General features: G+C 28.8%; 15 protein-coding genes. 13 read left to right on the top strand and 2 right to left on the bottom strand.

Annotated elements, in window-relative coordinates; genetic code table 11:
- The first annotated feature begins 62 nt into the window (after nt 1-62).
- From ADFLV_RS14880 to ADFLV_RS14925, 10 genes are all read left to right on the top strand, one after another.
- Nucleotides 63-1,331: an O-acetylhomoserine aminocarboxypropyltransferase/cysteine synthase family protein gene (locus ADFLV_RS14880; RefSeq protein WP_014475503.1), complete on the top strand. Its 1,269-nt coding sequence runs from the start codon at nt 63-65 to the stop codon at nt 1,329-1,331.
- Between the two features lie 2 nt (nt 1,332-1,333).
- Nucleotides 1,334-1,747, top strand: coding sequence for an RrF2 family transcriptional regulator (locus ADFLV_RS14885; protein WP_014475504.1), 414 nt, complete (start codon nt 1,334-1,336; stop codon nt 1,745-1,747).
- Nucleotides 1,748-1,757: 10 nt separating this feature from the next.
- Nucleotides 1,758-2,690: a cysteine synthase A gene (gene cysK / locus ADFLV_RS14890; protein WP_014475505.1), complete on the top strand. Its 933-nt coding sequence runs from the start codon at nt 1,758-1,760 to the stop codon at nt 2,688-2,690.
- Between the two features lie 41 nt (nt 2,691-2,731).
- Nucleotides 2,732-2,962 carry a DUF2061 domain-containing protein gene (locus ADFLV_RS14895; protein WP_041654950.1) on the top strand — a complete coding sequence of 77 codons (231 nt, stop codon included), beginning with the start codon at nt 2,732-2,734 and terminating at the stop codon, nt 2,960-2,962.
- 8 nt (nt 2,963-2,970) lie between these two features.
- Nucleotides 2,971-3,675 carry a phosphoadenylyl-sulfate reductase gene (locus ADFLV_RS14900; RefSeq protein ID WP_129011863.1) on the top strand — a complete coding sequence of 235 codons (705 nt, stop codon included), beginning with the start codon at nt 2,971-2,973 and terminating at the stop codon, nt 3,673-3,675.
- Nucleotides 3,676-3,736: 61 nt separating this feature from the next.
- On the top strand, nt 3,737-4,648 hold the full coding sequence (gene cysD / locus ADFLV_RS14905; protein ID WP_129011864.1) for a sulfate adenylyltransferase subunit CysD: 912 nt from the start codon (nt 3,737-3,739) through the stop codon (nt 4,646-4,648).
- 1 nt (nt 4,649) lies between these two features.
- Entirely contained in the window at nt 4,650-6,107 is a 1,458-nt protein-coding gene (gene cysN, locus ADFLV_RS14910) for a sulfate adenylyltransferase subunit CysN (protein ID WP_129011865.1), read from the top strand.
- Nucleotides 6,107-7,201: a sulfite reductase gene (locus tag ADFLV_RS14915; protein WP_129011866.1), complete on the top strand. Its 1,095-nt coding sequence runs from the start codon at nt 6,107-6,109 to the stop codon at nt 7,199-7,201. Before cysN ends, ADFLV_RS14915 begins: the two co-directional genes overlap by 1 nt.
- A gap of 105 nt (nt 7,202-7,306) precedes the next feature.
- Entirely contained in the window at nt 7,307-8,608 is a 1,302-nt protein-coding gene (locus ADFLV_RS14920) for an aminotransferase class V-fold PLP-dependent enzyme (RefSeq protein ID WP_129011867.1), read from the top strand.
- 281 nt (nt 8,609-8,889) lie between these two features.
- Nucleotides 8,890-9,780, top strand: coding sequence for a metallophosphoesterase (locus ADFLV_RS14925; RefSeq protein ID WP_228712401.1), 891 nt, complete (start codon nt 8,890-8,892; stop codon nt 9,778-9,780).
- A 145-nt stretch (nt 9,781-9,925) separates the two neighbouring features.
- Here ADFLV_RS14925 and ADFLV_RS14930 read toward each other — a convergent pair whose 3' ends face one another.
- Nucleotides 9,926-10,339 (bottom strand): Hsp20/alpha crystallin family protein, encoded by a 414-nt coding sequence (locus ADFLV_RS14930; protein ID WP_014475513.1) that lies wholly within the window; start codon nt 10,337-10,339, stop codon nt 9,926-9,928.
- A 249-nt stretch (nt 10,340-10,588) separates the two neighbouring features.
- Here ADFLV_RS14930 and ADFLV_RS14935 point away from each other — a divergent pair, with 249 nt between their 5' ends.
- Genes ADFLV_RS14935 through ADFLV_RS14945 form a run of 3 tightly spaced genes read left to right on the top strand, consistent with a single transcriptional unit; the run spans nt 10,589 to nt 17,354 of the window.
- Nucleotides 10,589-13,954 carry a transglutaminase family protein gene (locus ADFLV_RS14935; RefSeq protein ID WP_129011868.1) on the top strand — a complete coding sequence of 1,122 codons (3,366 nt, stop codon included), beginning with the start codon at nt 10,589-10,591 and terminating at the stop codon, nt 13,952-13,954.
- Nucleotides 13,955-16,444: a circularly permuted type 2 ATP-grasp protein gene (locus tag ADFLV_RS14940; protein WP_014475515.1), complete on the top strand. Its 2,490-nt coding sequence runs from the start codon at nt 13,955-13,957 to the stop codon at nt 16,442-16,444. It abuts the gene before it with no gap.
- Between the two features lie 4 nt (nt 16,445-16,448).
- Nucleotides 16,449-17,354: a transglutaminase family protein gene (locus ADFLV_RS14945; protein WP_129011869.1), complete on the top strand. Its 906-nt coding sequence runs from the start codon at nt 16,449-16,451 to the stop codon at nt 17,352-17,354.
- On the opposite strand, the gene ADFLV_RS14950 is transcribed toward ADFLV_RS14945, so the two are convergent.
- Entirely contained in the window at nt 17,351-19,327 is a 1,977-nt protein-coding gene (locus ADFLV_RS14950; protein WP_172658813.1) for a methyl-accepting chemotaxis protein, read from the bottom strand. The genes ADFLV_RS14945 and ADFLV_RS14950 overlap by 4 nt on opposite strands.
- Between the last annotated feature and the right edge of the window lie 123 nt (nt 19,328-19,450).

The raw sequence follows: 19,450 nt of genomic DNA on the forward strand, positions 1-19,450 counted from the left end.
AAAAAAATTGTCTATAATTTCAACATATTTAAAGTTGATTAAATTAAAAAGGATTAACATACATGGAAAAAGAAACAATTGCAATACATGCAGGATATAATAAAAAACAAGGAAATGGAGAAATGGCAGTTCCAATTTCTCAAACGACAGCTTATGCGTTTAGAGATAGCGAACACGCTGCAAACTTATTTGCTTTAAAAGAACTTGGACCAATTTATACAAGATTAACAAATCCAACAACTGATATTTTAGAGCAAAGATTTGCACAACTTGAAGGTGGAGCAGCAGCTATTTGTACATCATCAGGACAAGCAGCATCATTTTTTGCAGTAGCAAATGTAGCAGAAGCTGGAGATAACATCATCATCTCTGATAAATTATATGGTGGTTCAGTTTCACTTTTTACATATACTTGTAAAAGATTTGGAATTGAAACAAAAATATTTAATAGTGATGATGCATCAAATTTAGAAGAGTTAATTGATGATAAAACAAAAGCTATCTATTTTGAATCATTATCAAATCCACAAATTGCTATTCCAGCTCTTGAAAAGATTGTTGAAATTGCAAAAAAACATGGTGTTTTAACTATTTGTGATAACACTGTTGCAAGTGCTGCATTATTCAACCCTATTTCATGGGGAGTTGATGTTGTAGTTCACTCAACAAGTAAATACACAAGTGGACAAGGAACAGCTTTAGGAGGAATCATAGTTGAAAGAGATGGTTTAGCAGAGTTTTTTAAAGCAAATTCTAATAGATATTCTCATTTCACAACTCCTGATGAATCATATCATGGATTAGTTTATACAGATGTTCCTCTTCCAAACTTTTGTTTAAGAATTAGATTATCACTATTGAGAGATATTGGTGCAACACCTGCTCCATTTAACTCTTGGCTTTTAATTCAAACATTAGAAACTTTAGGATTAAGAGTTGATAAACATTCTGATAATGCTTTAGAAGTTGCAAAATTTTTAGAATCACATCCAAAAGTAAAAGCAGTAAATTATCCAGGGTTAAAATCAAATAAATATTATGATAGAGCACAAAAATATTTTAAAAATGGAAAAGCTTCTGGATTAATTTCTTTTGATGTAGAATCATTTGAAGATGCAAAAAAAGTAATTGATAGCGTTAAATTATTTAGCGTTGTTGTAAATATCGGTGATAGCAAATCACTTATCACTCACCCAGCTTCAACAACTCACTCTCAAATGACGGAAGAAGAGTTATTAAAAGCTGGCGTAAATCCGGTAACTGTTCGATTATCTATTGGTTTAGAAAATCCTATTGATCTTATTGAAGATCTAACTCAAGCATTAAACTAAAAATGCCTTTAATATCAACAAAAGGTGTATATGGATTAACTGCCATGTACGAGTTAAGTAAGCATCAAGAAGATAGTCCCATGCAAATTAAGGAAATATCTGCAAATGCAAACATACCTCAAAATTACTTGGAACAGCTTTTAAGCAAACTAAGACGAGCTGAGCTTGTAAAAAGTATAAGAGGAGCAAGAGGTGGATATATTCTTGCAAAAAGTCCTGATGAAATCAAAGTAGTTGATATTTTGATTGCATTAGAAGATGACATAAAAATAACAGATACAAAAGCGGATAATCCAATTTTGAATATCTTTTTTGATGAGTCAAAGAATAGTATGAAAAAAATTTTTGATATAAAATTATCTAAACTAGATGAATATCAAGAAAAATATAATGAATTTTTACATTACAACATATAAAGGATAAAAGATGAAATATGCAAATAATATAACAGAATTAATTGGTAACACACCTTTAGTAAAATTGCAAGGTGCAAGTGAAGCAAGTGGAGCAACAGTTTTAGGGAAATGTGAATTTATGAATCCTTCACATTCAGTAAAAGATAGAATTGGTACAAATATGATAAACACTGCTTTAAAAGCAGGATTAATCAATAAAGATACAACAGTAATTGAACCAACAAGTGGAAATACAGGAATTGCACTTGCTTCAGTTTGTGCAGCACTTGGAATAAAACTAATTCTTACAATGCCAGCATCAATGAGTATTGAAAGAAGAAGATTATTAAAAGCATTAGGAGCTGAACTTGTGTTAACTCCACCAGAAAAAGGAATGAAAGGAGCTATTGAAAAAGCTGATGAGATAAAAGAGAATACACCAAACTCTTTTATTCCTCAACAATTTGCAAATGCAGCAAACCCAGAAATTCATAGACTTACAACTGCAAAAGAGATTTTAGCTGACACTGATGGAAAAGTTGATATTTTCATTGCAGCAGTTGGAACAGGTGGAACATTAACTGGAACTGGAGAAGTTTTAAAAGCTCATAATCCAAATGTACAAATTATTGCCGTTGAACCTGAAGCAAGTCCAGTATTAAGTGGTGGAAAACCAGGACCTCATAAAATTCAAGGAATTGGAGCAGGATTTGTACCAGATGTATTAAATACAACAATTTATGATGAAGTAATTCAAGTAGCAAATGATGATGCAATTGAAAGTTCAAGAAAATTAGCACAAAATGAAGGACTACTTGTAGGAATCAGTGCAGGTGCTAACGCTCATGTAGCAGCATTAGTTGCAGCAAGACCAGAAAACAAAGGTAAAACTATAGTTACAATTTTATGTGACACAGGTGAAAGATACTTAAGTTCTGGTTTATACAATTATGATGAAGAGTAAGAACTCTTTATCATAAGGTTCAATTAAAATAGGGAAATTACATGCACGAAAAACCTTATAGGTCAGTTGTAAAGGCAATATCTTGGCGAACAGTAGGAACACTTGATACGATGATTGTTTCTTATTTTGTCACAGGGAATTTAATAATGGCTGCTTCTATTGGCTCAATAGAAGTTATAACAAAAATGATTTTATACTATTTTCACGAAAGAGCTTGGAATAAGTTATCTTTTGGAAGAGTAAAACCAGCAGAAAATGATTATCAAATTTAGGTTAATTTATGAGTAAAAAAGAGTTAATAGAAAATTTAAATAAAGAACTTGAAAATAAATCAACAAAAGAAGTTGTTACTTACTTTTTAGATAATTTTAAAAATGTGGCTTTAAGTTCAAGTTTAGCAGTAGAAGATCAAGTTTTGACAGATTTACTACTTAAAAAAGATAAGAATGCAACGATATTTACATTAGATACAGGAAGATTACATCCTGAAACTTATGATGTAATGGATGCAACAAATCTAAAATATGGTGTAAAAATCGATGTATTTTTTCCTGATAATAAAAAAGTACAAGAGCTTTATCAAACTCAAGGTGTAAATGGTCATTATGAAAGTATTGAAAAAAGAAAAAACTGCTGTAATATCAGAAAAATTGAACCGTTAAAAAGAGCTTTAAATGGTGTTGAAGTTTGGATTACAGGATTAAGAGCATCTCAAAGTATTACAAGAGTTGATATGCCTTTAGTTGAATGGGATGATAGCTTTAAAGTTATCAAAGTAAATCCTTTAATCAACTGGAGTGAAAAAGATGTTTGGGATTATATAAAAGAAAATAGAGTTCCATATAACAAACTTCACGATAAAGGATATCCTAGTATTGGATGTGCTCCTTGTACAAGAGCTATAAAAGAAGGTGAAGATATAAGAGCAGGAAGATGGTGGTGGGAGAACCCAGAACATAAAGAGTGTGGTTTACACAAAAAATAAAACTTAGACAAATTCAAACTTTTAATTTGAGCTCGTCAAAAATTAATGGAGAAAGAAAAATATGATAAGTAAAGATAGATTAACGCATCTAAAACAACTAGAAGCAGAATCAATGCATATTATGAAAGAAGTTGTAGCAGAATTTAGTAATCCAGCGATGTTATATAGTGTTGGAAAAGATAGTTCAGTTATGTTACATCTTTTACAAAAAGCATTTTATCCAGCACCTCCACCGCTACCTTTAGTTCATGTTGATACAACATGGAAATTTAAAGAGATGATTGAGTTTAGAGATAAAAGAGCTAAAGAAGTTGGTATGGAACTTTTAGTTTATATCAATCCAAAAGGAGCAGAAATGAATATCTCTCCTTTTACTCATGGTTCAGCTTTACACACAGATATCATGAAAACTGAAGGTTTAAAAAATATGTTAAACATTCAACAGTTTGATGCTGTATTTGGTGGAGCAAGAAGGGATGAAGAGAAATCAAGAGCAAAAGAGAGAATCTACTCTTTTAGAGATAAAAACCATAGATGGGATCCAAAAAATCAAAGACCTGAACTTTGGAATATCTATAATGGAAGACACACAAAAGGTGAATCTATTAGAGTTTTCCCATTATCAAACTGGACAGAACTTGATATTTGGCAATATATCTATTTAGAAAATATCTCTATTCCAGATTTATACTTCGCAAAAGAAAGAGAAGTAGTAGAATATATGGGTACAAAAATCATGGTAGATGATGATAGAATGCCTGAAGAATTAAGAAAAACAGCTAAAAAAGAGATGGTAAGATTTAGAACTTTAGGTTGTTATCCATTAACAGGTGCAGTAAATTCAACTGCTACAACATTACCTGAAATTATTCAAGAGATGCTTATTTGTACAACAAGTGAGAGACAAGGAAGACTTATAGACTCTGATGGTGACGCATCAATGGAGAAAAAGAAACAAGAAGGATATTTTTAAGATGGCACATCAATCAGATTTAATTTCACAAAATATTGAACAATATTTAAAAGAACACGAAAACAAAGAAATCTTAAGATTTATTACTTGTGGTTCAGTAGATGACGGTAAATCAACTTTAATTGGAAGATTATTATACGATTCAAAAATGATTTTTGAAGACCAATTAGCTGCTATTGAAAAAGATAGTAAAAAAGTTGGAACAACTGGTGATAAAATTGACTTAGCACTTTTAGTTGATGGATTAGCAAGTGAAAGAGAACAAGGTATTACTATCGATGTTGCTTATAGATTTTTCTCAACAGAAAGAAGAAAATTCATCATAGCGGATACTCCAGGTCACGAGCAATATACAAGAAATATGGCAACTGGAGCTTCAACTGCTGATTTAGCAATTATCTTAGTTGATGCAAGACAAGGTATTTTAACACAAACTAAAAGACACTCATATATTGCAAGTCTTTTAGGAATTAAAAACCTAATTGTTGCTATTAATAAAATGGATTTAGTTGACTTTAGCCAAGAAGTATTTGAAAAGTTTAAAAGTGATTACAATGAAATTATTGAATATCTTCCTCATAACAAAGATTTAAATATTCAGTTTATTCCAATTTCTGCACTTGATGGAGATAATATTTTAACTATTTCACCTAAATGTTCTTGGTATAAAGGGCTTCCTTTAATGGAATTATTAGATACTACACCTATTAATAAACAAGAGTCATCTTCATTTAGATTACCTGTTCAATATGTGGTACGTCCTCACTTAAACTTTAGAGGATTTAGTGGAACAATAGCAAGTGGTGAAATCAAAGTTGGTGATGAGATTACAGTGTTACCATCAAGAAAAACATCAAAAGTTAAATCTATAGTATCAAATGAGATTAAAGATTTAAGACCAATTGGAAAAGATGAAACTGTTGAAACTATAGATAGAGCATTTGCTCCAATGGCGACAACAATTACACTTGAAGATGAGATTGATATTTCTAGAGGTGATATGATTGTAAAATCAAGTGATATTCCAAAAGTATCAAATCACTTATCTTGTATGGTTGTATGGATGGATGAAACTCCTTTAAAACTGAACCAAAACTATATTATTAAAAGAGCAACTTCTGTATTAAATGGTGCGTTTAATGCTATTGAATTTAAAAAGAATATCAATACATTTGAAGAGATTGATACAACAGAATTAGCACTTAATGATATTGCAAAATGTACTTTATCATTAGATAGAGAAATTGCCGTTGATCCATACCATGAAAATAGATATACAGGAAGTTTCATTATCATTGATAAATACACAAACTCAACTGTTGGTGCAGGAATGATCATATCTTCTATTGAAGGTTTTGCAAAACTTGAAGAAAATAAAAAAGTTTATACTAAAGCAGAAGTTGAATTAAATGAATTTATTAGAAGAAACTACCCTGAATGGGAATGTAAGGCTATATAATGTCTAATAACTTAGCATTTAATATGGAAAAAATAAAAAAAGAGAAAAGTGGAGTAGATGTCTTAGCGGACATCTACTTCTATGCAGTTTTTGGTGAGAAAATGAGCCTTGAAGATTTGGAGAGATTCAAATGGTATGGACTTTATACACAAGATGAACAACAAAACTATTTTAAACTAAGAATCCCATTATCTATGGGAGAATTAAATTTAATCCAATTAAAAACTCTTAGTTTGATTTCTAAAAAATATAGTAATAATACATTAATCTTTTCAGATGAACAAAAAATAGAACTTACAAATTTAAAAATTTCTGATTTGCCAGAGATTTTCAAACTTCTTCAAGAGATAAATTTAAACACTTATTTTGAAGCGGGTCATACAGTAAGAAGAGTTTTAACTTGTCCAGTAAATGGAATAGACCATACGCAACTTTTAGATGTTGAACCACTTGCTAATAAGTTAAATGAAACATTTATTGGGAATAAAAATTTTGAAAATCTTCCAAATAAACTTCAAATCGCAATTAGTGGTTATGAAGAGGGTTGTGATGTAAGATTTACTCCTGATGTTAGTTTTAATGCAACAAAAGATGAAAAAGATAAAATAGTTTTTGCAGTTAAAATTTTAGACAAAATTATAGGATATATCACACCTGCACAAGTTATAAAAACTGCAATTGCAATTGCTAATATTTATAAAGATTTTGGTGATAGAGAAAATTCAAGAAGAAGTACATTTGAATATCTTGTAAATAATTGGGGATTTAACAAATTTTCTGATATTTTAAATTCAACTGTAAATTACAAAATTCAAAGAAATATAAATAAAAGCGGAAATATCATACCAAGAAAACCTAGACTTGGAATTAATAAAAGTAAAATTGAAGGTCAAAGTTATATAGGTTGTAGAGTGAAATCTTCAACTATTTCTAGTACAAATATTGACACATTATCAACTTTGCTTGAAAAATATGAAGCAAATAGAGTTAAAATCACTCACAAAGGGAATATTATTATTTTAAATGTTCCTACAAATAGTGCTGAAAACTTGGCAAAAGAGTTAGAAAAAATAAATTTTAATCCTTTTATTTAAAAAAGAGCTTTTTATTAAGCTCTTTTTATTGAAGCCAACTCTTATAGTAAATAACTTAAAATTATAAAATAGATAACAATAACTAATTATAAAGAGTAAAAATTTATGGATAAAAATATTTTTAGACCTTTTTTCAATGAACATACAGATTTATTAAACTTTATTAGATACAACACTATTGGAAAACATAAAAAAGAGTATTTTGATTACACAGCTTCAGGACTTGCATTTAGACAAATAGAAAATAGAATTTTTGATGTTTTAGAAACTTATGCAAATACTCACTCAAAAGAAGCTTCAAATGCTGATACTACATCAAATTATTATGAAGAAGCCAGAAAAAATCTAGCAAAATCTTTGGAATTAAATGATGAATTTGCAATACTTCCTAGCGGTTGTGGAACAACTGCTGCTATAAAAAAATTTCAAGAATTATTAGGAATATATATTCCTCCTGCAACAATTAAAAGATTTGGAATAACAGTAGCTAAAAAGAAATTACCCCTTATCATCGTTGGACCTTATGAACATCACTCAAATGAAGTAAGTTATAGAGAAGCTTTATGCGAAGTTATAAGAATAAAACTAACAAGTGATGGATTGGTTGACCTTTTTCAATTAAAAGAAATTTTGCAAGAAAATGCTCATAGAGAAATAATTGGTTGCTTTTGTATTGCTTCAAATGTATCTGGAATTATTACGCCTTATGAAGAAATATCAAAGCTTATTAAACGTTATGGTGGGAAAGTTTTATTTGATGCGGCTGCATCAAGTCCATATATAAATGTACCTTGTGAATTATATGATGCATTAGTTTTATCTCCGCATAAACTTCTTGGAGGTCCTGGAAGTTGTGGATTATTAATTATTAGAAAAAATCTTATTGATACATCAATTGCTCCTACTTTTGCTGGTGGTGGAACAGTTGAATATGTAAATAAAGATTCACAATATTATCAAAAAGATATAGAAGCTAGAGAAGATGCTGGAACTCCACCTATTTTGCAATTTATTCGAGCAAGTCTTGCATATCAACTAAGAAATGAAATAGGTTTTGATTTTATAAAAGATAGAAAAAATGAATTAAAAGAGTATTTTATAAGTGAATTAAAAAATATACCAAATTGTGTAATCTATGGAAATCAAGAAGTTGAAAATATAGGAATTATTTCTTTTAATATAAAAGGTTTAAGTCCTTATGATTTATGTAACAATTTGTCTTCAACTGATAATTTTCAAACTAGAGCTGGATGTTCATGTGCTGGACCTTATGGTCATGATTTACTTGGGATAAAAGAACTTGATATAAATAATCGTCCAGGATGGGTTAGAATTTCTATTCATTTTTCACAAACAAAAGAAGATATTAAAAATTTAATTGTGAGTATTAAAAAAATTGCAAATTAAACAAACTCTAAACACTCTATTTAAAATTCATTAACTAAGAAAGCATACAATCCAAAATGAGTTTTATAATATTTTTTTCAGTTTTTATGATTGTTTTTGCTTTTCAAACATTGATAATAAAAAAACGTCTTATAAATAAACTAGATTTTAATTATAAGACTAGAAAATATCTTAGCTTATTTTTATATCTAACATTTTTTGGGGTACTTATGTATCCAATAGCTAGATATTTTCCCTTAGTGCCCAACTGGCTCTATTTTCTCCTTTCTTTACCAATTGGGGTGATTTTTTTAACATTTATTATTACTTTATTTCATGAAATCATCTCTCTTGGAATTTCAAAAACAAAATATACTAAAAATCGACGAGAATTTTTTAAAAAAGGTTTAGATATAGGTATTATTTCAGCTGTAATTGCAACAAATGCAAAAGCTATGGATAATGCAAGACATATCGAAATTGAAGTAGTTGATGTTAAGATAAATAATTTAAATAAACCTTATACTATTTTACAACTAAGTGATATTCACATTGGTGGATTAATTACAAAAGATTTTATAAAAAATCTTGTAAAAAAAGTAAATATTCTAAATCCTGATGTTGTTGTAATAACTGGTGATTTAGTTGATACAAAACTTGAATATGCAAAACCTGCTTTGGATGAATTAAAAAATATAAACTCTAAATATGGAACATATTTTATTGTAGGGAATCACGAATATTTTCATGGTGTAAAACCAATTATTAATTATGTAAATTCATTAGGAATTAAAACTTTAGAAAATGAAAATATTTATATAGGGGAAAAAGATAAAGGTTTTTATCTTTGTGGAGTTTATGATAGATTTGGTGAAAGATATGGCTCTTACAAACCAAATATAACTCAAGCTTTAAAAAATAGTGAAGATAAACCAACTATTCTTTTAGCCCATCAACCAAAATATTTAGAAGAAATAGAAACAAAAGGTATAGATTTAGTTCTTTGTGGACACACACATGGTGGACAAATTTTTCCATTTAATTTTTTAGTAAAACTTCAACAACCTTATGTAAAAGGTTTACATCAACACAATGAAACTACACAAGTTTATGTTAATAAAGGTACAGGATTTTGGGGACCACCTATGAGATTAGGGGCTTCAAGTGAGATAACTATTTTAAAGTTATCTTAATAAATTTTTTTTATTTATGAAATAAAAAAAATGAACTTAAAATAGATATAGTATAAATACTCATTAAAATAATATAATCAATCTTATTTGTTTTATTCTTATTCATTTAAATCTCCTTTTTTAAGAAGGAGTAAACTCCTTCTTTTTATTTAACTGTTATTGTTTTTTTAGTAGTTTCATCTTTAAGTTTTGGGATAATTACCTCTAAAACTCCATTTTCACTACTTGCTTCAATATTTTCAATATCTGCATTATCTGGAAGAGTAAAACTTCTTGAAAATTTTCCAAAATATGTCTCTACTTTGTAGTAATCTTCTTCTTTTACTTCATCTTTGATTTTTCTCTCACCACTGATCGTTAAAATACCCTTGTTTATGTCTACTTTTATATCTTCTTTTTTTACACCAGGTAAATCAATATCGACGTGATAAGCAAACTCCCCTTCCCTTGTGTTCACTACAGGGACGAAAGCATTTACACCTTCACTATTAGTTTGATTATATAAATTTTTTTCAATTTCTCTTATTTGTTTAAAAGGATCAAATTTTGTTAAAAGCATTTCTAACTCCTTAAAAATTTTTAATCTTGATAGTATTTATATCAAGTCTTGGAATATTAACATATTTTTTAGCACTTGTCAATACTAATTGCTAATTTTAGAAATATACTCGTTATTATTGTATTTATATTTATCACTTCTTTACTTAGTATGCTAATTTATACAGTACATCACTTTATATACAATATTTAATTTTTATTATTTGCTTATTTCTGTATAATGATTTTTATCAAAATAAAAGGATTCAAAATGTCTTTAAAAGTAGTAATTTCTCATAAAACTCACTACAAATACGATAGAAAGATTTCATTATCTCCACATATAATTAGATTAAGACCGGCTCCTCATAGTAGAACTCCAATTGAAGCTTATTCATTGAAAATCAAGCCAGAAAATCACTTCTTAAATTGGCAACAAGATCCATTTGGAAACTATTTAGCAAGATTGGTTTTTCCTGAAAAAACTGATGAATTTTGTATTGATGTAGAAATCATAGCTGATATGATTACTATTAATCCTTTTGATTTTTTTGTTGAAGATAGTGCAAAAAATTACCCATTTGAATATAAAAAAGATTTAAAAAAAGAGTTAAAACCTTATTTAAAAATTGAAGAAAAGAATAAAATATTAAAAGATTTTATAAATAGTATTGATAAAAAAGAAAAACCTATTATTGATTTTCTAGTCGAAGTAAATCAAAAAATAAATCAACACCTAAACTACACTGTAAGACTTGAACCAGGTGTTCAAACTTGTAAAACAACACTAGAAAAGAAACTTGGAAGTTGTAGAGATTTTGCTTGGTTGTTTGTTCAAGTATTACGACATCTTGGACTTGCTAGCCGTTTTGTATCTGGATATTTAGTTCAATTAACAGCCGATGTTAAATCATTAGATGGTCCAAGTGGTCCTGAAGCTGACTTTACAGATTTACATGCTTGGACAGAAGTCTATGTTCCAGGAGCAGGATGGATTGGGCTTGATAGTACAAGCGGACTTTTTGCAGGAGAAGGTCATATTCCACTTGCTTGTACACCACATTATAACTCTGCTCACGCTATTGAAGGATTTAGTGATAAATGTGAAACTAAGTTTGATTACGAAAATAAAGTAACAAGAATTTTTGAATCACCAAGAGTTACAAAACCATACAAAGAAGAACAATGGGATGCTATTTATAACTTAGGTTTTAAAGTTGATGAAGATTTAGTTAAAAATGATGTTCGTTTAACTATGGGAGGAGAACCTACTTTTGTATCTATTGATGATATGGAATCTGCTCAATGGAATAGTGAAGCAGATGGTGAACATAAAAGAGAATTAGCAAATAATCTTGCAAGAAGATTACTTGAAACAAATACAAATGGTGGACTACTTCATCACGCTCAAGGAAAATGGTACCCAGGAGAACCACTTCCTAGATGGCAAACAACTATCTTTTGGAGAAAAGATGATAAACCTATTTGGAAGAATCCAGATTTATTAGCTGATATGAATAAAAGCTATTCGTATACGACAGCTGATGCAAAAGAGTTTATTTCAACACTTTCTTTGATTTTAGGTATAAGTGATGAAAATGTAATTCCAGCTTTTGAAGACCCAATTTATTATATTATGAAAGAAGCAGAACTTCCTATTGATATTGACCCTTTAAAATATGATTTAAAAGATCCTTTAGAGCGAAAAACTATTGCTCAAAAGTTAACTCAAGGATTAAATAGTGAAGTAGGATATGTTCTACCTATTAATTTTGGAACAACAAAATGGATTACATCAAAATGGGAATTTAGACGTGGTCATCTATTTCTAAGTGCAGGAAATTCGCCAATAGGATTTAGACTTCCTTTAGAATCATTAATCGTAAAACCACAAGTTGAATTAGAGCAAGATTTTCAACCAGATTTATTTGCCTCATATCCTGCGCTTGGTGATTATATAAGTGCAGTTGAAAAACGTGCTAAAAAAATGAGTAAAAAAACTACTCTTAAAAATAAATATACAGCTTTTGTTAGAACAGCATTAAGTATTGAGATAAGAGATAACAAACTTTGTATTTTCCTTCCTCCAATTGAAAAAACTGAAGTATTTTTAGACTTAATTGCTTCTATTGAAGAAACAGCTACTAGATTAAATATGGCTGTTATAATTGAAGGATATGAACCTCCTTATGATTTAAGAACAGATAGAATAAAAGTTACTCCAGACCCAGGTGTTATTGAAGTAAATATTCAACCAACAAGCTCATGGAAAGAGTTAAGTGATAATATTTTAAGTCTTTATGAAGATGCTAGAGTTTGTCGTCTTGGAACTGAAAAATTTATGATAGATGGTAGACACACAGGAACTGGTGGGGGAAACCATGTAACTATTGGAGCTATGGAGCCTAGCGATTCGCCACTATTAAGAAATCCTAATTTATTACGAAGTTTAATTACTTTCTGGCAACATCACCCTGGACTTTCATATCTATTTAGTGGAGCATTCATAGGTCCTACTTCACAAGCTCCAAGAGTTGATGAAGGAAGAGTTGAGAATCTTTATGAATTAGAAATTGCCTTTTCTCAAATACCTGAAAGTGGAGATGTTCCTTATTGGCTAACAGATAGATTATTTAGACATATGTTAACAGATATTACAGGAAATACACATAGAAGTGAGTTTTGTATAGATAAACTATACTCACCAGATACTGCAAGTGGAAGACTTGGAATTTTAGAATTACGTGCTTTTGATATGCCACCTCATTCACAAATGGCACTTTTACAAATGTTATTAGTTCGAGCTTTAGTTTCATGCTTTTGGAAAAGACCATATAAACATAATCTTATTCGTTGGGGAACAAGACTTCACGATAAATTCTTACTAGAGCACTATGTAAGAGAGGATTTAAAAAGTGTAGTTGAGTATCTAAATGATGAAGGATATGAATTTAAATTAGACTGGTTTGATCCATTTTTTGAGTTTAGATTCCCATTATATGGTATGACAACCATTGAAGGAATGCATGTTGAAATAAGAGCTGCTATTGAGCCTTGGAATGTTTTAGGAGAAGAATCTGGAAGTCAAGGAACAGCAAGATATGTTGATTCATCACTTGAAAGACTACAAATTAAAATCCAAGATTTCAATGAAGAAAGATATGTCATAAGTTGTAATGGAGTTCAAGTTCCTCTTAGTAAAACAAATGTTGAAGGAGAATATGTAAGTGGTGTTAGATATAAAGCTTGGCAACCTTGGTCGGCCTTGCATCCAACCATTAAAGTTGATACACCTTTAACTTTTGATATAATAGACAAATGGAATACAAGATCAATTGGTGGATTTAACTATTTTGTTTCACATCCTGGTGGAAGAAGTTATGATACATTCCCTGTAAATTCTTATGAAGCTGAATCAAGAAGAATAAATAGATATTGGGACTTTAACCATTCACAAGGAGAAGTAACTCCAATTGAACCTAAAATTACTGGTGAAGCAAACTCTGTTTTTGCAGTTGAAGCATCAAGAGTTATGACAAGTAAAACTGGAAGTAAAAAACTATACTTCCATGAAATGCCAAAAAATAAAGAGTATCCTCATACATTAGATTTAAGACAAAGGTGGATGAAAAATTAGATGTCAATTTTTGATAGTTGTAGGTTAGAATCATCATTTGATGAAATGTTTGATAATGAATGTAATATTAGACCTCACTGGAAAGATATTATAGCTGGACTTGAAAATGCTGGAATCAAACAATTAGAACAAAAACAACTAGAAATTGATTGGCGACTTGAAGATAATGGAGTTACTTACAATATCTATAATGATCCAGAAGGAAATAATAGAAGATGGAATCTTGATCCTATTCCTTTAGTTATAACTTCACAAGAATGGGAAGAGGTTTCAAAAGGTTTAAAACAAAGGGCAAAACTTCTAAATCTTATTTTTAAAGATTTATATACTGAACAAAAACTTATAAAAGAAGGAATTATCCCTGCTGAAATAGTTTTCGGTCACAAAAGTTTTATTCCTGAAGTTTTTAATTTTCATAATCAAGACTACTATTCTCTAAGATTTTATGCAAGTGATATAAGTAGAGGCCCAGATGGTAAATTTTGGGTTATTAATGATAGAACTCAATCCCCATCAGGTCTTGGATATGCTATAGAAAATCGTCTTACTATGAACTCTATTTCAAATGATTTATATCCAAATGTTGAAATAAAAAAAATGGCTAAATTTATAGAAGGTTATAAAGATATGCTTAAATCTTTATCTTCTTCAAATCAAGATAATCCTTTAATTGTACTTTTAACTCCTGGACCATTAAATGAGACTTATTTTGAACACTCTTATCTTAGTTCATATTTAGATTTAACTTTAGTTCAAGGAGAAGATTTACTTGTAAAAAACAATCACCTTTGGCTAAAAAGTCTAAAAGGATTAAGACGTGTTGATACTTTAATAAGAAGAGTTGATGCCCAATATTGTGACCCACTTGAATTAAAAAACAATTCTCAATTAGGTGTTGCAGGTCTTGTAAATGTTGTTAGAGAAGATAACTTATCTATGATTAATCCAATTGGAGTTGGAATACTTGAAAATATTGGATTAAATCCTTTTATGAAAAATATTGCAAAATTTTTATTAGATGAAGAATTAATTCTTCCTCAAATTGCCACTTGGTGGTGTGGACAAAAAAAAGAACTTGACTTTGTACTTGCAAATCTGAAGAATCTAATAATAAAAAAGATTGATAGAACTGATAATATCGAAGTATATTTCGCAAATAAACTTGATGAAAAACAACTTCTTGATTTAACAGAAAAGATAAAAAAAGCACCTCATTATTATGTAGGTCAAGAAATCATAGATTTTTCAACTACACCCTCTTTTTCAAAAGGAAAAGTTGAGCCTAGAAATACTGTAATTAGATCTTTTTCCTATCTACAAGGAGAGGATTATAATGTCTTACAAGGTGGTTTAATTCGTGTTTCTCCCTCTAAAGATTCATTAGTTGTTTCTAATCAAAAAGGAGGAGCTAGTAAAGATTTATGGATTTTAGGAAAAGATGAAGAATATGTAGGAAATAATATATTTAAAAATAGAGCTTTTTTTGATTCTAGGCTTGAAAATATCTCTACAAAAAGAGCTGAAAATCTCTTTTGGATGGGAAGATATTTAAGTAGAGCTATTACAACAGCAAGAATGATTAGATTTAATTTAAAATCTATGTTAAATATCAACAGATATGATGATAACATAAGTTCAAAACAAACAACAAAGATTTTAAATAGAGCATTAACTCATCTTACAATGTGTTATCCAGGATTTTTAGATGAAAAATTAAAACAACCTCTTACAGAAATAATTTCACTAATAAAAGATAAAAATAGAGTTGGAAGTCTCTCTTTTTCTCTTAGTTTACTCTCAAATTTAAATGCTAGTGTAAAAAATCTTCTAACAATGGAAGCATGGAGAATCTACGAAAAACTCCAAAAAGAGTGGAATAGTTATAATAAAAGAGAAGTAATTTCATATAAAGACCATATAAATGAACTTGATAAACTTTTGATTTATTTAATGGCTTACAAAGAATTGATTGATGAAAGTATATTTAAAGAGCAAGGTTTAATTTTATATGACATAGGATGTAAAATAGAGATTTCTCAATTGCTTATTTCTAAATTACGTTCTTTACTCACTTTAAAGCTTGATAAACTTTTAGAATATGATGTTTTGGATTCTATGCTTAACTCTTATGAAAGTTATAACTCTTATAGAGCTTATTATAAATCATCTTTAGATTTAAAAAATGTATTAGATTTTTTATTATTCAACAAAAAATATCCAAAATCTCTGATTTACATAATAACTCAGTTGTTAGAAGATTTAAAAGAGTTACCAAAAAATATTGATAATTCAAGATTAAGCAACTTTGAAGAGCCTATATTTAAAGTCTTTTCTATGTTAACACTTGCAAATACAAATAAACTTTTAGAAACAAAAGAAGATGAATACATCTACAAAGAGCTTGAAAGTTTTCTTTCTGTAATTTCTGATTTACTAAGTCAAACTTCAGAAGAATTAACAAAAACTTATTTTTCACACTACAACGAGTAATTTAATGATTTATGAAATATATCACGAAACAAAATTTGATTATGCTGCAATTGTAACTTTTAGCCATAATATAGCTAGACTAAAACCCAAAGACATAAATACTCAAAGACTTTTAGAATATTCTTTACATATTGAGCCAACACCTTATGAAACAAATGAATTTATTGATTATTTTGGGAATACAAATAATTTTATGCTAATAAGAGAATCACATAGAACTTTAAAAGTAATTGCAAAATCAAAAGTTGAAAGATTAGAAGAAGAGATAAATAAAGAAATTGAAACTCTTAAAAATATTTCAATTACAGTAAAAGAAGCAAAAGCTAGATTAAATAAATATTATAAAGATGATGTATTAGCAAAACTATTTTTATTTGAAACAGAATCTATTCCCATGCCATCAATTCAAATAAAAGATTATATTTTAGAATCATTTAGTGATGATAGAAATTTATTTGAAGCTACAAATGAATTTATGGGAAGAATCTTTAATGATTTTGATTTCGTTTCTGGTTTTACAGATATTACAACTCCTATTGAAGTAGTTTTCAAAGAGAAAAAAGGTGTATGTCAAGATTTTGCTCAATTTGCTATTTCAGCGTTAAGAAGTATTGGAATACCAACAAGATATGTAAGTGGTTATATTCAAACTATTCCACCAGAAGGAAAAGAAAAACTTTTTGGTGCAGATGCTTCTCATGCTTGGTTTTCTATATATATTCCTACTTTTGGTTGGGCAGATTTTGATCCAACAAATAATAAAATCCCAAATGAAGAGTATATTATCCTTGGATATGGAAGAGATTATTTAGATATTTCACCTTTAAAAGGTGTTGTTCAAAGTAGTGGAGGAAGTACCTTAAAAGTGAAAGTAAATGTTGAGGCTATAAAAGAGAAGAAGGAAGTTTAAAAACTTTCCCACTCATCATCATTTGATTTTGTTGATGATACTACTTTTGTCTCTTTTCTAGTTGAAGTTGTTTCTTGTTGTTTTGATGTTGATTTTTTTGCAACAACAAAATTCTCTTTTTTAGCTGTATTGAGATTCATATCCTTAGCTTTAACCTCATTTTTACCATTAAACTCTTTTTCATTTGCATTACTTACAACTAATTTCGCTATTTGGTCTGTTATTACTGCTACATCATGTGTTTGACTTGCCACCATCGCATTTTGTTGTGTTTGTTGGTCTAACTGGGTTACTGCATCATTTATTTGCTCTATTCCTAACAATTGCTCTTTTGAGGCATTTTGTATATCAGAGATTAGATTTATTGTATGTTGGATGTTTTCATTTAATTGTTTATATCCATCTATCATATGTCCTGCTATTTGTTTCCCTTGATCTGCTTTACTTGTTGCATTTTCTACTATTGCTTTTATCTCTTTTGCAGCTTCTGCCGATCTTGATGCTAGGTTTCTCACTTCTGCTGCTACAACTGCAAATCCTTTTCCTGCTTCACCTGCTGTTGCTGCTTCTACTGCTGCATTAAGTGAAAGTATATTTGTTTGGAATGCTATTTGATCAATTACAGTTATTGCTTCATTGATTAGATTTACTTGATTATTTATTTCATCCATTGACTGAGTTGTTTGGTTTGCAAGTTTTTCTCCATCATTTGCTGATTTTGTTACTTGATTTGAAAGCATTGCCATTTTTGCAATATTCTCTGTATTATTTCTTACATTACTTGTTATCTCTTCTATTGCTGCTGCTGTCTCTTCTAAAGACGCTGCTGCTTCATTTGAACTTAGATTTAATTTATCTACATTTATAAGTAATATATCTGAACTTGCATCTAATGTTAATCCATTTGTTTTATTATCTATTAACATTTGTGTAATTGAATCTTGTAGGGTATTAATTCCTACTACTAATCTTTCAAACACTCCACCTTTTTCATCATTTGGATGCATTTTTAAAGCTTTTCTATAATCAAGTTTTGAGTACTCTTCTAAGATTTCATCTACTTCTTCAAATCTTTTTCTAGTACTTTCAATCATTTTATTTACATTATCTCTAAACTCTTCTAAAGAGGCATTTGAAGTTGATTTTTCTATAAACTGACCATACCAACCATTATTAACTCTAGTCATTACAACTTTAGCATCTTCTATTAGAGCTGTATCTTGATTAATAGTTTTTTCAATTTGTTTAATATTATCATTAACAAATTTAGCCATTTCCCCAAATTCATCTTTTGAAGAATCATCTAATAATGAAATATCTTTTGAGCTTCTATTTAGATATGAAAAAAATGATATTAATCCTATTTTGAAGTTGTCTAAAGAAGTTATAACTATTTTTGAAATTATTAGTGAAATCAAAATAAAACTTATTATAGCAACTATAGCTAATGCAATTAAAATATTATTTAGAGAATTATGTGCTTCTTGTTTTAGATCTAAAGCACTTTTATTTATTTCTCTAATCTTAACTTCTAAGATTTCACCAGATTTTACCATATCATTAAGAGTTGCTTTTAAAGACTCTGTTTCTTCTTTATCTTTACTATAATCTTTTGAGAATGCTTCAAAATCTTCCATATAGTTTTTAGAAGATTCAATTATTTCATCACATAAGATTTTGTTTCTTTCAACAGAAACAGCCTCTTTTAAATCTAAAACTTTTTTATCTAATGCACTGAAATTATCTCTAACTTTTTGAATATTTTCTGCATTTTGATTTCTTAAAAATTGATATACTGATATTCTTCCTTTTAAAAGGTCTTGTACAAAACCTTCTGTTTCTAGTGCAACTTCATTTCTTTTTTCAGCTAAATTACTATAATTTAAATAGATTAATACTGATACAAAAACAATAACTACAAACATAAAAGGAAACAATAAAAGTTTCATTTTTGTATTTAAGTTCTTTAACATAAGTTTTCCTTATTTACAAGTTATTTACTATCGCGTACTTTACTAAATAATTTATTACATAAGACTTACATAATTAGATTAATCTATCCATTTTATGGAGTATATTCTTTATATTATATTTAT

The sequence above is a fragment of the Arcobacter defluvii genome, assembly GCF_013201725.1.
GTDB lineage: Bacteria > Campylobacterota > Campylobacteria > Campylobacterales > Arcobacteraceae > Aliarcobacter > Aliarcobacter defluvii.

What these genes read in the sequence shown, in the direction of transcription:
- ADFLV_RS14880 (WP_014475503.1), top strand. Translation starts at nt 63, where the DNA reads ATGGAAAAAGAAACAATTGCAATACATGCAGGATATAATAAAAAACAA.
- ADFLV_RS14885 (WP_014475504.1), top strand. Translation starts at nt 1,334, where the DNA reads ATGCCTTTAATATCAACAAAAGGTGTATATGGATTAACTGCCATGTAC.
- cysK (WP_014475505.1), top strand. Translation starts at nt 1,758, where the DNA reads ATGAAATATGCAAATAATATAACAGAATTAATTGGTAACACACCTTTA.
- ADFLV_RS14895 (WP_041654950.1), top strand. Translation starts at nt 2,732, where the DNA reads ATGCACGAAAAACCTTATAGGTCAGTTGTAAAGGCAATATCTTGGCGA.
- ADFLV_RS14900 (WP_129011863.1), top strand. Translation starts at nt 2,971, where the DNA reads ATGAGTAAAAAAGAGTTAATAGAAAATTTAAATAAAGAACTTGAAAAT.
- cysD (WP_129011864.1), top strand. Translation starts at nt 3,737, where the DNA reads ATGATAAGTAAAGATAGATTAACGCATCTAAAACAACTAGAAGCAGAA.
- cysN (WP_129011865.1), top strand. Translation starts at nt 4,650, where the DNA reads ATGGCACATCAATCAGATTTAATTTCACAAAATATTGAACAATATTTA.
- ADFLV_RS14915 (WP_129011866.1), top strand. Translation starts at nt 6,107, where the DNA reads ATGTCTAATAACTTAGCATTTAATATGGAAAAAATAAAAAAAGAGAAA.
- ADFLV_RS14920 (WP_129011867.1), top strand. Translation starts at nt 7,307, where the DNA reads ATGGATAAAAATATTTTTAGACCTTTTTTCAATGAACATACAGATTTA.
- ADFLV_RS14930 (WP_014475513.1), bottom strand. Translation starts at nt 10,339, where the DNA reads ATGCTTTTAACAAAATTTGATCCTTTTAAACAAATAAGAGAAATTGAA.
- ADFLV_RS14935 (WP_129011868.1), top strand. Translation starts at nt 10,589, where the DNA reads ATGTCTTTAAAAGTAGTAATTTCTCATAAAACTCACTACAAATACGAT.
- ADFLV_RS14940 (WP_014475515.1), top strand. Translation starts at nt 13,955, where the DNA reads ATGTCAATTTTTGATAGTTGTAGGTTAGAATCATCATTTGATGAAATG.
- ADFLV_RS14945 (WP_129011869.1), top strand. Translation starts at nt 16,449, where the DNA reads ATGATTTATGAAATATATCACGAAACAAAATTTGATTATGCTGCAATT.
- ADFLV_RS14950 (WP_172658813.1), bottom strand. Translation starts at nt 19,327, where the DNA reads ATGTTAAAGAACTTAAATACAAAAATGAAACTTTTATTGTTTCCTTTT.